The organism is Streptomyces sp. V3I8 (genome assembly GCF_030817535.1).
In the GTDB taxonomy this organism is placed as follows: Bacteria; Actinomycetota; Actinomycetes; order Streptomycetales; family Streptomycetaceae; genus Streptomyces.
Window position 1 is genome coordinate 2,864,335 of record NZ_JAUSZL010000002.1, and the last position, 12,506, is coordinate 2,876,840.

The window sequence follows — 12,506 nt, forward strand, 5'->3', positions numbered from 1 at the left end:
GGGCGCCTCCTGGACCACAGGGGGCGCCCCGGTGCGTTCCGGCGCCGCTTACGGCAGGTTGTCGGCCAGCTGCTGCCAGGCCTCGTGCTCGGCCCGCCGGGGATGGTCCCCGACGTGGGGAGCCACGGCACGCGTGACCGCGAGCAACCGCTTGGCCTGCCGGAGGCGAAGGATCTGTCCGCGCTCCAACTCCCTCCAGCGCGGGGCGAGTTCGGCAGCCTCCTCACGGCGCACGGGCAGCGCGTCCAGGGCCCGGTCGAGCAGCGGCCGCGGGTCGAGCAGGGGCACGTCCGGGTGCGGCCCCACGTTCGTCAGCAGCCAGGCCCTGAGCCACAGGTCACGCATCAGCCATTCGCCGCCCTGCGGACCGGCCGACCGCTCGGCTGCCGCCATCAGAGCCGACCACGCCGCTCCGACCGCGCGCCACCGCCCGGCGGGCATCTCCACGGGATCCTGCTGCAGCCGAGCGGCGAACATCTGGGCCGCGAGCAGCCACTGGTTCACGTCGCCGTCGGCTCGCGCGGCCTCCGGCGCCGACCAGCGGCGCACGTGTCCGTCGAGGTCCAGCCGGTCCAGCTCGTCGAAAAGACGGCTCATCACAGAGCTCCAGGTCGAACACCTGCACCGTGCGGGGGCCGGAGCACAGCAGCGCCCCGGCCCCCGCGCGAGCGGGAGAACCGGGGCGCCGCCCTGTGCGGCTCCCGAACCGGACCGAGGGGTCTAGCCGAGCGGCGTGTTGTACTGCCGCATCCCGGGGATCGTCAGGTCGCCGCCGAACTGGGCGGCCTGCACGACCTTCACCTTCGTGAAGTAGATCAGCGGGATGTTCAGCGGCGGCGGGTGCTCCGGGTCGAACGTGATCGGGATCAGCCCGAGCAGGTTGCCCGAGATGCTCTCCGTGTACATGACCGTCTTGCCGTCCTTGATGGTGGACGTCGTGCCGCTGCCCGCCTGGACGTGGTAGCGCACCCCGGCGTCCTTGTCGTCGACCGTCTGGTGCAGGTCGCCGATGTCGGTGCCGTCGGAGATCACGTACTTCAGGACCTCCTTGACCGAGCCGTTGGCGGTCTTCACCTTGACGACGCCCTGGTAGTCGGCGCCCTTGAGCGTCAGGGAGCTGGCCTCCAGCATCCAGGGGTCGTCGGCCAGGGCCGGGATGCCCGTCTCGACGCCGCCCTCGTCGTCCGTGGCGGCCGGGCAGTCGTCCGGGTCCGTGGTGGAGCTTGCGGAGGGGCTGGGCGTCGGGGTCGGGGTCGGGGAGGCCGTGGCCCCGTCGGCCGCGTCCTCCGCCTTCTCCGTGGCGTCCGCGGCCGGCCCGGTCGCCTCGTCGGTCGCGTCCCCCGCCGGGTCATCGGCCTTGCCGGCGGTGTCCTTCGGGTCCTCGGCGGCTTCCGAGGCGCTCTTCGTCGCCGAGGCGCTCGGCGTGGCGGACGGCTCCGCGGTGGGGGTCGCGGACTCCTTCTCGCCGGGCGTGAGGATGTCCTCGAGCGCGTCGCCGATGCCCTCCAGGAGACCGCCGCCGCTCTGCGAGGGCGTGGGCGCCGGGGTGGACGCGCCGCCCCCGGATCCGGCCGGGGCGCTCGCGGAGGCGGACGGGGAGGGCTCGGGCTCGTCCTCGGAACCTGAATCCGAGGAAGAGCCGTCGCCCGCCGGGCCGTCGCCCGCGGAGTCGCCGCCGGACGGGTCCTGGCCGTCGTCGGTGGCGGGAGCGCTCGTCGAGGCGGAGGGCGACGGGGTCGGCGACGCCGTCGTGTCCTTGTCCTTGTCCTCGTCGGCGTCCTTCTTGCTGTCGTCCAGCGCCTCGACGCAGTCCTTGTACTCGTCGATCGTGAGGTTCTTCGCCGACGGCTTGTCGTCGGCCGAGGCGAGGGTCGGCGTGAACCCCATGCCCATGAGGATGGCGGTCGGCATCGACGCGATGGCTATCGCCTTGCCCGCGGGCACGTGCAGCCTGGTGAAGAGCGGCTTCCTGGGGGCTGCGTGCCGCGGCCCGGTTCTCGCACGGGTCTCGCCCGCGGAGTCCGCGTAGTGGACCTCGTCAGCCGGCACTGTGCCTCCCGTTCGCCCCGTTGACCGGGCTCGTTCCTGACAGATCGTTCGGCTCGGTCGTCCCGGCGGCCGGCGGTACGGCCTGCGGAGCGCCTCCCTTGTCCGTACGGTCCGTCCCGGTCCGGTGTGCGTCCGGCTCGTCGCCCGGCACCCAGGCGACCGCCATCCCGCCGCCGATCAGGGCCAGCAGGAAACCGATCAGGAAGCCGCCGAGGTTCGACACGGGGATGGAGACCAGCCCGAGCAGGATCGCCGCGACACCGGCGAAGACCCGCACATGCTTCTGGAACCAGAGGCTGAGTCCGAGAACACCCAGGAGTACCCCGATGATGAGCGAGCCGGCACCCGCGGTCGTCGCCATGGCCAGCGTCAGATGCCCGATCTGGAGGTTCGCGTACGGGAAGTACGCGATCGGGAATCCCGCGAGCAGGATGAACAGGCCGGCCCAGAACGGACGGCCACCCCGCCAGGCACGGAACCGCAACCGCCAGTAGGTGATTTGACCGCGCGCGGCAGGAGTCCCTGCAGGAGTCTCGGCGCTCATGGAAAACAGCTCCCTGGAACGGCGTTGCGTTGAGAGGTTCACGTACTACGAAGTAGGGGGACGGGCGGGCGAGGCGGCACAGGCCCCCTCACCCGCCCGGAGAGTGCTCAGTAGCACTCGTTGACACCCTTGGAGAACGACATCTTCAGGCCACTGAGCTTGAAGGTGCCGGCCGTGGTCGCCCACGCCGTCTGCTTCACACCGGTCAGCACGGCCGAGTCGGCCTGCTGGGCGAAGCCGTAGGGGTTCGCCTGGTCACCCTTGGCGATCCCCGGACCCTTGCTGGCGTCCTTGGCCGCGACACCGATGTCGATGTTGCGGAAGGTCGCGTCCGCCTCGAGGTCCTCGACGTCGATGTAGAGCTGCTTGGCCTCGACCGGGTCGTGCCCCTTGCCGCCCGCGTTCAGCGTCAGGGTGACGGAACCGAGCAACGGGATGTTCGGGGTGACCACGGACTGGCACATGTTCGTGATCGTGGCGCTCTCGAACGCCGACACCGCGACCGGGTGCGCCGTCTTGTCGCCCTTGAGTGTGTACCCCTGGTCGATGGCTCCGTACTGAGAGAAGCCCGTACCGTCGAGACGGTCCGCCGTCACCTTGAACGACTGACCCGACACACTGAACGACGCGGCGAGAGCGCCCTGAGCCAGGGCGACACCTATCGCGGCCGTCGCGACCACGCTGGGCACCATGACCACAGCGAAGCGCTTCCATCTGGTCCCGCCACGCACCTGGGACTCCATATTTCCTCCTTCTCGGACGTACATCTCCGGCCCTGGCTGCCTCCAGACGGCGGCTCAGCCGGGCAGGGATGGGAGAAGTGCTACGTCCTCGGGAAGGAGAGCGCCCCGAACCGGAGGCGCGCAACGCACCCGGATCACCGGCGATCACCCCCGAGCGACAACCACTGGTCGCGCCTGAACACTTCACGCACAACCTGCCGGACAGGCTCCGCCGGAACCGGCGAAGACCCCCCTGCCCAAGGGACGGCACCACTGCCGCCGTCCCTGCCCGGTGGGGACCCAAGACAACCCGCTGACCCGAGTGGCTGTCGGGGAAGGGAAATGGACCGAGCGTCGCCGATCGTGGTGCATTCTCGCCGCCCGCACAAGGGGGTTCGTTACTGGCTAGTAACGGGCGGATAACCGAACGACGACCCGTCGGTGTCCACCGACAACTGAGGGTGGCCTCGAACGAGGGGCCAAAGTGGTGGAATTCCGGACGGATTTCGACAGACCCACGCTGTCGACTTACTCCCAGTAACAGCGGCCGCGATTGCCAAGTTTTGGCAAAACGCGGCCGCAATGTGTCTCTGTCGGCGAAATCCTTCACCCGGGCACCACAGGCTCCGGCGTTTAACGACTGGTCAGAACAGAGCCCGCGCCAGCGCCCTGCGGGCGGCCGTCACCCGCGGGTCGTCGGCGCCGACGACCTCGAACAGCTCGAGCAGCCGTACGCGCGCCGCCTCCCGGTCGTCACCCGCCGTACGCGCCACGGTGTCGACGAGCCGTCCCAGCGCGTCCTCCACATGGCCGCCCACCAGGTCCAGGTCGGCGGCGGCGATCTGCGCGCCCACGTCGGCGGGCCTGTCCGCGGCGTCCTTACGCACCTGCTGCGGGTCGGCGCCCTGCACCCGCTGCAGGAGCTCGGCCTGGGCGAGGCCCAGCTTCGCCTCGCTGTTGCCCGGGTCGTCGCTCAGCACGTTCCGGTACGCCTGCACGGCGCCGCCGAGATCGCCCGCGTCCAAGGCCTGCACCGCGGCCTCCAGCAGCGCGTCGTAGGGCCCGGCCGGCACCGCGGGGGCCGTCGCCGCCTCGCCCGCCGGTGCGGCGGCGTCCTGGTCCACGGTCAGGCCCGTGAGCCCGAACCGCTCCTCGGCCACCTGCACGAGCTGGTCCAGGGTGCCCCGGATCTGGGCCTCGGGAGCGGCGCCCTGGAAGAGCGGCAGGGCCTGGCCGGCCACCACCGCGAAGACCGCCGGGATCCCCTGGATGCCGAACTGCTGCATCAGCATCTGATTCGCGTCGACGTCGATCTTGGCGAGGACGAACCGGCCGTTGTACTCGACGGTGAGCCGCTCCAGGAGCGGGCTCAGCTGCTTGCAGGGCTCGCACCACTCGGCCCAGAAGTCGATGACGACCGGCACTTCGGTGGAGCGCTGCAGGACGTCCCGCTCGAATCCCGCCTCGTCGACATCGATGACGAGGCTCGACGCGGACACCGCGGGAACGGTCCCGCCGCCCTGCCGTGCCGCTTCGGCGCGCGCCTGCTCCGCCTTCGCCTTGGCCTCTTGGGCCGCCTTCACCGCGGCGAGGTCGACGACTCCGCTCATGGACATGTTCCGTGGCTGCATGCGCCTATCCTCCCCCCTCCGCGCGCCTACGTGAAAACGTTCCGAAAGCAGGCCTGATATGTGTTCCCGACGCCGGGTCCCCACCCGGCACCGCGTGGTCGTCGCCGTGCGGTCGCCGCTTTCGCTACGAGCCGTAGCGTAACTGTCCCGTGCGGGCCGGGGGAAGCCCGTTCCGGTGATCTCCCTCACCCGTCCGCACGATCCCCATCCGCGGAACGTCCGGATATGGTCGCCCGCATGCACCGTCGCATCTCCGCCTCCCGTACGGGGCGTCCGCGCAGCGTCGAGGCCGACGCGGCGATCCTGGCGGCGACGCGCGCGGCCCTGGTCGAACTGGGCTGGTCCGGGCTGACCCTGGGGAACGTGGCGCTCCGGGCGGGGGTCGCGAAGACGACGCTCTACCGGCGCTGGGCCGGCAAGAACGAACTCGTCGTCGACGCGGTGGCGGCGCTCTTCGACGAACTGGAACTGCCCGACCGGGGGACGCTCGCCGAGGACATCGAAGGGGTGGTCCTCCAGTTCGCGGCGATCCTGGACCGCCCGGAGGCCCGGACCGCGCTGATGGCGGTGGTCGCCGAGTCGACCGACGACGCCGCTCTGCGCGAGCGCATCAGCTCGTCGATCGTCGACCGGCAGAAACGTCTCGTCGTGGAGGGGCGCGCCCGCGCGCAGGCCCGCGGACAGCTGCCGGCGGAGAGCGACCCGGAGACGGCCGCCCGCGGTACCGACCTGATCTTCGACGTGATCGCCGGCGCGGTCGTGCACCGCTGCCTGGTGAGTGCGAAGCCCGTCGACACCGACTGGGCCCGCGACTTCACCCGCCTCCTGCTGAACGGCCTGACCGCGCCCCCGCCCACCTGAGCGGGCCGCCGGGGCCGGCCGGGCCGGATGGGTGGAGCGGTGGCTGGGGCGTTTCTTTTGGATCAGGTCGGATCAGGCCGTGGTGTCCGGTGCGGTGCGTCGCACGGCGGAGCACGATCCGCGGACCCGGGCGTACCCGGGTCGTGCGACAACACCGCGAGGCACCGTGCCGGGCGCCGCGGACCCGGGCCGATCCGAAAGAAACGCCCTACGCCCGGGCGACCGCGCCCGGACCGTCCGTCGCCTTCGGCTCCAGTTCGCGGCTGACCCTGCGCTCCACGAAGAAGGCGGCGGTCGGCACCGTGCCCGCCAGCAGCACCCACAGCAGCTTCGGCACCGGCCACTTCGCCTTGGAGCCCAGGTCGAAGGCGAAGACCAGGTAGACGACGTACAGCCAGCCGTGCGCGACGCTGACGACCCGCGTGAAGTCCGCGGCACCGTCCAGGTCGAGCACGTACTTGCCGATCATGCCGAGGACCAGCAGGACCAGCAGGACGCCGGTGACGTAGGCCATGACGCGGTAGCGGGTCAGCACGCTCTTTTTCATGGCTCCGAGCGTAACCACCGGTTTGGCACGATCTTCGGGCGCCCCCGGGCACCCGCCGTCCGGCGGGCTACTCCTCGTCGAAGTCGCGCGCGGCCACCCGCAGCGGCCGCAGCATGGCGAAGATCTCCTCGCACTCCTCGGCGTCGTACGCCCCGAGCCCGAAGTCCATCGCCATCAGTTCCCGGGTCGCCGCGTCGCAGACCTCGCGGCCCTTCTCCGTGATCGAGGCGAGGGTGCCGCGCCCGTCGTTCGGGTTGGGCCGCCGCTCGGCGAGCCCCGACCGCACGAGCCGGTCCACGGTGTTCGTCACGGACGTCGGGTGCACCATCAGCCGCTCGCCGATCTTGGACATCGGCAGCTCGCCGGCCTTGGAGAAGGTGAGCAGCACCAGGGCCTCGTACCGGGCGAAGGTCAGCCCGTACGGCTTGACGACCGCGTCGACCTCGGCGAGGAGGATCTGGTGCGCGCGCATGATCGAGGTGATCGCGCCCATGGACGGCACGGACCCCCAGCGCTGTTTCCACAGTTCGTCGGCTCGGGCGATGGGATCGAAGGCAAGGCTGAGCGGCTTCGGCACGGCAAAGACCCTACCGGCCGGTCATATCGTGGTCAGCCCCGTCTCGCGTTTCGGTACGCGGTCCCTTTCCGGTCTCCTTCCCGCACCCTCGTCCGGCCGCCTTCCGGTCCGCTCGGCGCGTACGCCGCACCTCCGCCGCCAGCAGCACACAGCACAGCGTGCCGAGCGCGCCGGCCCCGCCCACGACCGTGCCGACCGGCCACAGCTCGGCCGCCGCCCCCGCCAGCGCCATGCCCACGCCCTGGACGGTCATCAGCCCTGCCGTGTGCACGGTCATGGCCCGCCCGCGCAGTTCCTCCGGCACCGCGTCCACGAACCAGCGGTCGAGCCCCAGGCTGTACGCGCCCGTCGACCCGGCGAGCGCCAGCGCGAGCAGGATCCAGCCGAGGTCCGGGCGGAAGGGGTAGGCGAGGAGCGGCAGCAGGCCGCAGCCGGCGAGGGGCAGCACGATCCCGGAGCGGGCCGCCGGCGACAGGGCGGCGCCGGCGTACAGCTCCCCCGCGATCGTGCCGACCGGCATCGCGCACATCAGCAGGCCGATCCAGGCCGTGCCGGCCCCGCGCTCGTCCGCGTACGCGGCGGCGACGGCCTCCGGCACGACGGCGAACATCGGCGGCACCCACAGGAGCAGCAGCAGCGCCCGGATCCGCCGGTCGCCGAGCACCTGCCGGGCGCCGGCGAGCGAGTACCGCATCAGCGACCCGCCGCCGCCCCGCGCGGGCCTGCGCCGGGTACCGAACCGCAGGAGCAGCGCGGAGGCGAGGAAGGTGCAGAGCGTGATGCCCAGCGCGCCGCGCGGCGGCACGAAGGCCAGCAGGACGCCGCCCAGGCCGAAGCCCAGGAGCACGGCGCTCTGCGAGACCATCCGCAGCAGGGAACGGCCGAGCACGAACAGGTCGCCGCCGCCGAGGATGTCGGCCAGCGTGGCCGTCCGGGTGCCGCTGAACACCGGGGAGACGGCCGCGATGACGCAGCGCAGGGCGAGCAGCGCGGCGACGGGGGTGGCCGGCAGGGCCATCAGCACCGCGCACCCGGCGCACACGAGGTCGCACACGACAAGCACCCGCCGCGCCGGGAACCGGTCGGCCACGCCGGACAGCAGTGTCCCGCCGACGAGATACGGCAGGAAGCCCAGCGCGAAGACGAGGGCGCTGAGCAGCGGCGATCCCGTCAGCCGGTACACGAGGACGGTCAGGGCGATCTCGCTGACGACGACGCCCAGCAGGGACAGGGCGTGCGCGGCGAAGACGGCGCGGAACTCCTCGACGGCGAAGACGGCGCGGTATCCGCCCCGCCCCGCGTCGCCCGGCGCCTCGGGCGCCGCCGTCACGGACGGTGTTTCTTCTGGCATGGACAGAGCGTCACGTGTGTGCGCCCCGCGCCCTAGAGTTTCGGCACAGCCCGAATCTTCCGCCGCCGGGAGGCGCGATGCCGTTCCACCTCCTCTTCCGGGAGGACGACCTCCTCAACTGCCGTTTCGCGGTGTCCCCCCTGTGGGAGACGCACGCGGCGGTGCGCACGCTCAAGCACCCGGAGCGCCACGGCTACCACTCGGCGTGGCTGCGCCGCATCCGCGGCGCGGCGGCGGAACTGGAGCTGGGCCCCCTGTGGCTGCTGATGCCGCGGCGCGGGAACAGCCCCGACTGCCTGATGCCGCCCCCGATCGGGCCCGCGGCCTCGTTCGAGGAGGAGATCGCGGCGGTGCGCGCCACCCGCCCCGAGGTCGCCCGCGCCGAAATCGCGCGTTCGCTCGCGGACACGCCCGGCGCCACCGGGTCCCCGGCCGGCCGGGCGATGCTCGACGACCCGGCCCGCGCGGTCCGGGAGCTCGCGGACACGATGGAGACGGTCTGGCACGCCCTCGTCGAACCGGTCTGGCCGCGGCTGCGCGCCCTTCTGGAGGCCGACGTGTCCTTCCACTCGCGCCGCCTGGCCGAGGTGGGCCTCGCCGGGCTGCTGCCCGAGCTGGACCGGCGGGTCGCCTGGTCCGCGGGCGGCCTCACGATCGACTCCCGGGGCGAGCACGTACGCGAACTCGGCGGCCGGGGCCTGGTGCTGCTGCCCAGCGCCTTCACCTGGCCGGACGTGGTGAGCAGCTTCGACCCGCCCTGGCAGCCGACGCTGGTCTACCCCGCGCGCGGCATCGGCGGCCTGTGGACCGAGCCGTCGGAGCACACGTCCCAAGCCCTGGTACGGCTGCTCGGCCGCGGCCGGGCCGCCGTACTGGCCGCGCTGGCGGAACCGGCCACCACCACGGCCCTCGCACACCGTCTGGGCCTCGCGCCCTCGTCCGTCTCCGCGCATCTGTCGACGCTGCGCGACGCCGGCCTGCTCGTCACGCACCGCTACGGCCACCAGGTGCGGTACGAGCGGACACCGCTCGGCATCGCACTGGCCTCGGGCGCGGCCTGACCTACTCCGAGCTGCAACGATGGCTCATGGTGTCGTATCCCCGACCGGCAGGCGCGCCATGTCACGATGACCGGGAACCGTCACCGAAGGTCACCTTCGCCCAAGGGGGCAGGATGTTCCGGCCGACCCGTACCCGTACCTTCGCGGCGCTCGTCGCGCTCGCCGCGCTCGGACTCGCGACGGGCTGCTCGTCCCCGCCCCGGGCCGACCCGGCCGCCCTCGCGCGCGAGACCCGCGCGGCGGCGAGCCCCGCCGCCGGCTCCCCGTTCTGGATCGATCCGGCGAGCCCCGCCGCCCGGCAGGTCCGGGCGTGGGAGCGACAGGGGCGCGGGAACGACGCCCGGCTGCTGCGGCGCATCGCCGACCGGCCGGCCGCGCTGTGGCCGGCCGGCGACCGTCCGGAACCGCAGATCAGGGAGGCGACCGGGGCGGCGGCCCGCGAAGGGCGTACGGCCGTGTTCGTCGCGTACGACATCCCGCACCGCGACTGCGGGCAGCACTCGGCGGGCGGGGCGCCGGACGCGAACGCCTACCGGGACTGGATCGGGCGGTTCGCTCGGGCGCTGGGCGACAGTGACGCGCTGGTGGTGCTGGAGCCGGACGCGGTCGCCCACGTCGTCGACGGCTGCACCCCGGGCGTCTACCACGCGGAGCGCGAGCAGTTGCTCGCCGAGGCGATCGTGCGGCTGAAGCGGCAGCCGCGCACGAAGGTGTACCTGGACGCGGGCAACCCGGCCTGGATCCGGGAGCCGGAGAAACTGGTCGAACCCCTCGGACGCGCCGGGGTGGCGAACGCGGACGGCTTCGCCCTGAACGTCTCCAACTTCGAGACGGACGGCACCATCAAGGAGTACGGGCGCCGGCTGTCCGCGGCCCTCGGCGGCAAGCACTTCGTCATGGACACCAGCCGCAACGGCAACGGCCCGCTGCGCGACGGCGACCGCACGCAGGCCTGGTGCAACCCGCCGGGCCGGGCGCTGGGCGCGGCGCCCACCACGGACACCGGCGACCCGCTCGTGGACGCGTACCTGTGGATCAAGCGGCCCGGGGAGTCCGACGGCCGGTGCCGCGGCGGCCCCGCGGCGGGACAGTGGTGGGCGGACTACGCGCTGGGCCTGGCCCGCAACTCCGGGGCGCGGTAGGCCGGGCGGGCGGCGGGGGCCGCCCGCCCGCGGCTCACCTGACCTGGACCCACTTCGCCTCGGACGGTGTTCCGTCGGCGTCCGTCACGAACAGCATGTACCAGCCGGGCGGCACCAGCGTCCGGTCCTTCGGCACCTCCACGGTCACCGAGTCCTTGCTCCTGGTGAGCCCCAGCGCGATGGACCGCTGCTCCACGTCCGTCGTGTGGGTGACCGCGCTGGGCCGCATCAGCCGGGCGTTCACGATCCGCTCCGGGTGCCGGGTGGCAAAGGTGGCGCGGCCGTCGCCGGTGACCTCCTGCGGCCCGTCCCCCAGGGCGGGACGCTTCTTGGCGTTCTTGTGCAGGGCGGGCGGGGTGTAGACCTCCATGCGCTGCTCGAAGTGGCCGAGCTTGGTGTTCTGCTGGTCGTCGAAGAGCGGGTCGGAGCCGAAGGTGGCGATCCGGCCGTCGGGCAGCAGGAGCGCCTCGGAGTGGTAGTTGCGGCCGACCTTCGGCGAGGCGGCCGCGCGGAAGGAGTTGGACTTCGGGTCGTAGAACTGCGCCTTGTGGATGTTGCTGGCGCCGCGCCCCCGGTAGTCCTTCGCGCCGTTGGACGTGAACACCGAGTCGTCCGGCATGATCACGCTGTTCAGGTAGCGGGTGCCCTGCGGCAGGTCGGGGCCGTCCTCGAAGACGGGGTTGTCCTTCTTGAGGTCGACGACGGCCGTGCGCGAGGTCGACCTCTTCGACTCGCCGACGCCTCCGCCGCCGAGGACCATCACCTTCTGGTCCTGGGCGGGCGGCAGCAGGAGCGAGGCCGACGTCTCGGTCTCGTCCGGGTCGCTCAGGCCGGGCACCTTCTGGAACCTGTTGGTCCGCAGGTCCCACAGACCCGCGTCACGGCCGAGTCCGGCGGGTCCGTAGCCGGCGTTCGAGGCCGGGTAGAAGAGCTTGCCGCCCTGGGTGAGGAAGAGGGCCGGGTAGGTGGGGAAGTAGCGCTTGGGGCCCGGGGTCCACTTCTTGCTTCTCGGGTCGTAGATCTCGTTGTCGCCGGGGTCGATCACGCCGACGTCGTCGAGTCCGGAGACCGCGAGCACCTTCCCGTCCTGGAGCCCGACGAGGGTGGGGTACCAGCGGGCCTTGTCCATCGGCTCGACCGGCACGTACTTCTCCGCCACGGGGTCGAACTCGTAGGCGGCCCTGATCCCCTGGAAGTCCTGCTTCTCCATGGTGATCTTCTCGGAGAGGCCGTACGTGTTGTCGGCGTCCTTGCCCTTGAGGCCGAGGATCTCGTACTGGGCGCGCCTGTCCGTGACCGGGGCCGGGCCGTCCTCGGTGGCCTCGACGAAGACCCGGGCCTCGCTGGCCGTCACCTTCGTCTTCCAGGGCTGCATGACACCGGCCCTGTTGTAGGTGATCTTCTGGGTGCGCTTCGCCTTCGGGACGGTGACGTCGAAGCGGCTGACGTACTCGACGCCGGAGGGCGAGCGGAAGCGGGTGCCCTTCTTGAGGACGATCGGCCTGTCCGGGTTCTCGTTCTTCACGCGCATGCCGCCGCCGGCCCGCTCGACCTCGTCGTCGAGCAGTTCGTAGCGGGCCGTGCCACCGGCCACGAGCATCCGGCCGCTGGGGAGCTGGGCGTGTCCGGAGCAGAAGAAGTCGACCGGGGTCGGGATCTTCTTGTAGGTGTCGGTCCTCGGGTCCCACAGGACGGTGTCGAAGGAGCCCTTGTCGAACTTCTTCTGCTCGTTGCCCGAGCCCGCGACGATCAGCACCTTGCCGGTGTGCAGGAGCGCCGCGTGGATGGCGTTGGTGCGGAACTCCTCGGGGATGTCCAGCTGCTTCCAGGAGCCGTACTTGGCCTGGTAGCCGGGCTGGGCGATCTTGTACTCGTGGTACTGCTCCGAGGCGAAGCCGAGGGCGGCCGGGGCGTTGAGCCCGGCGAGCAGCGCGACGCCGCCGACGCCGAGCAGCCGCTTCTGGGTCTTCTTCGAGGGCCTCTTCTTCAGGAGCGTCCTCTTCAGGGGCCGGTGGGCCATG

Annotated in this window: 12 protein-coding genes; 3 read left to right on the plus strand and 9 right to left on the minus strand. The window is 72.0% G+C overall.

Features of this window, described 5'->3' with window-relative positions; all coding sequences use genetic code 11:
• Positions 1–48: 48 nt before the first annotated feature.
• From QFZ75_RS12415 to QFZ75_RS12435, 5 genes are all read right to left on the minus strand, one after another.
• Positions 49–597, minus strand: coding sequence for a hypothetical protein (locus tag QFZ75_RS12415; protein WP_307536443.1), 549 nt, complete (start codon positions 595–597; stop codon positions 49–51).
• Between the two features lie 123 nt (positions 598–720).
• Positions 721–2,049, minus strand: a complete 1,329-nt coding sequence (locus QFZ75_RS12420) for a hypothetical protein (RefSeq protein ID WP_307536444.1) — start codon at positions 2,047–2,049, stop codon at positions 721–723.
• Positions 2,039–2,593: a DUF6114 domain-containing protein gene (locus QFZ75_RS12425; RefSeq protein ID WP_307536445.1), complete on the minus strand. Its 555-nt coding sequence runs from the start codon at positions 2,591–2,593 to the stop codon at positions 2,039–2,041. The genes QFZ75_RS12420 and QFZ75_RS12425 overlap by 11 nt, the downstream gene beginning before the upstream one ends.
• 107 nt (positions 2,594–2,700) lie before the next feature.
• Entirely contained in the window at positions 2,701–3,336 is a 636-nt protein-coding gene (locus QFZ75_RS12430) for a DUF6230 family protein (protein WP_307536447.1), read from the minus strand.
• 623 nt (positions 3,337–3,959) lie between these two features.
• A complete protein-coding gene (locus QFZ75_RS12435; RefSeq protein WP_307536449.1) occupies positions 3,960–4,946 on the minus strand; it encodes a tetratricopeptide repeat protein in 987 nt (328 codons plus the stop codon).
• Between the two features lie 237 nt (positions 4,947–5,183).
• On the opposite strand from QFZ75_RS12435, the gene QFZ75_RS12440 reads away from it, so the two are divergent.
• Positions 5,184–5,807, plus strand: a complete 624-nt coding sequence (locus QFZ75_RS12440; protein ID WP_307536450.1) for a TetR/AcrR family transcriptional regulator — start codon at positions 5,184–5,186, stop codon at positions 5,805–5,807.
• 208 nt (positions 5,808–6,015) lie between these two features.
• Here the strand turns inward: QFZ75_RS12440 and QFZ75_RS12445 are convergent, their stop codons facing one another.
• The 3 genes from QFZ75_RS12445 to QFZ75_RS12455 form a co-directional block, all read right to left on the minus strand.
• Positions 6,016–6,354, minus strand: coding sequence for a DUF3817 domain-containing protein (locus tag QFZ75_RS12445; protein ID WP_307536452.1), 339 nt, complete (start codon positions 6,352–6,354; stop codon positions 6,016–6,018).
• A gap of 67 nt (positions 6,355–6,421) precedes the next feature.
• A complete protein-coding gene (locus QFZ75_RS12450; protein WP_307536454.1) occupies positions 6,422–6,931 on the minus strand; it encodes a MarR family winged helix-turn-helix transcriptional regulator in 510 nt (169 codons plus the stop codon).
• Between the two features lie 10 nt (positions 6,932–6,941).
• Positions 6,942–8,282 (minus strand): MFS transporter, encoded by a 1,341-nt coding sequence (locus QFZ75_RS12455; RefSeq protein WP_307536456.1) that lies wholly within the window; start codon positions 8,280–8,282, stop codon positions 6,942–6,944.
• 77 nt (positions 8,283–8,359) lie between these two features.
• Here QFZ75_RS12455 and QFZ75_RS12460 point away from each other — a divergent pair, with 77 nt between their 5' ends.
• Together QFZ75_RS12460 and QFZ75_RS12465 are read left to right on the plus strand one after the other, a co-directional pair.
• Entirely contained in the window at positions 8,360–9,343 is a 984-nt protein-coding gene (locus QFZ75_RS12460) for a DUF5937 family protein (protein ID WP_307536458.1), read from the plus strand.
• A gap of 113 nt (positions 9,344–9,456) precedes the next feature.
• A complete protein-coding gene (locus QFZ75_RS12465) occupies positions 9,457–10,485 on the plus strand; it encodes a glycoside hydrolase family 6 protein (protein ID WP_307536460.1) in 1,029 nt (342 codons plus the stop codon).
• A 34-nt stretch (positions 10,486–10,519) separates the two neighbouring features.
• Here QFZ75_RS12465 and QFZ75_RS12470 read toward each other — a convergent pair whose 3' ends face one another.
• A complete protein-coding gene (locus tag QFZ75_RS12470; protein ID WP_373465854.1) occupies positions 10,520–12,505 on the minus strand; it encodes a galactose oxidase-like domain-containing protein in 1,986 nt (661 codons plus the stop codon).
• Between the last annotated feature and the right edge of the window lies 1 nt (position 12,506).

Bases quoted from the DNA above. Each gene is read 5' to 3' on its own strand.
- QFZ75_RS12415 (WP_307536443.1), bottom strand. From the start codon at position 597: ATGAGCCGTCTTTTCGACGAGCTGGACCGGCTGGACCTCGACGGACAC.
- QFZ75_RS12435 (WP_307536449.1), bottom strand. From the start codon at position 4,946: ATGCAGCCACGGAACATGTCCATGAGCGGAGTCGTCGACCTCGCCGCG.
- QFZ75_RS12460 (WP_307536458.1), top strand. From the start codon at position 8,360: ATGCCGTTCCACCTCCTCTTCCGGGAGGACGACCTCCTCAACTGCCGT.
- QFZ75_RS12455 (WP_307536456.1), bottom strand. From the start codon at position 8,282: ATGCCAGAAGAAACACCGTCCGTGACGGCGGCGCCCGAGGCGCCGGGC.
- QFZ75_RS12430 (WP_307536447.1), bottom strand. From the start codon at position 3,336: ATGGAGTCCCAGGTGCGTGGCGGGACCAGATGGAAGCGCTTCGCTGTG.
- QFZ75_RS12440 (WP_307536450.1), top strand. From the start codon at position 5,184: ATGCACCGTCGCATCTCCGCCTCCCGTACGGGGCGTCCGCGCAGCGTC.
- QFZ75_RS12465 (WP_307536460.1), top strand. From the start codon at position 9,457: ATGTTCCGGCCGACCCGTACCCGTACCTTCGCGGCGCTCGTCGCGCTC.
- QFZ75_RS12470 (WP_373465854.1), bottom strand. From the start codon at position 12,505: ATGGCCCACCGGCCCCTGAAGAGGACGCTCCTGAAGAAGAGGCCCTCG.
- QFZ75_RS12425 (WP_307536445.1), bottom strand. From the start codon at position 2,593: ATGAGCGCCGAGACTCCTGCAGGGACTCCTGCCGCGCGCGGTCAAATC.
- QFZ75_RS12445 (WP_307536452.1), bottom strand. From the start codon at position 6,354: ATGAAAAAGAGCGTGCTGACCCGCTACCGCGTCATGGCCTACGTCACC.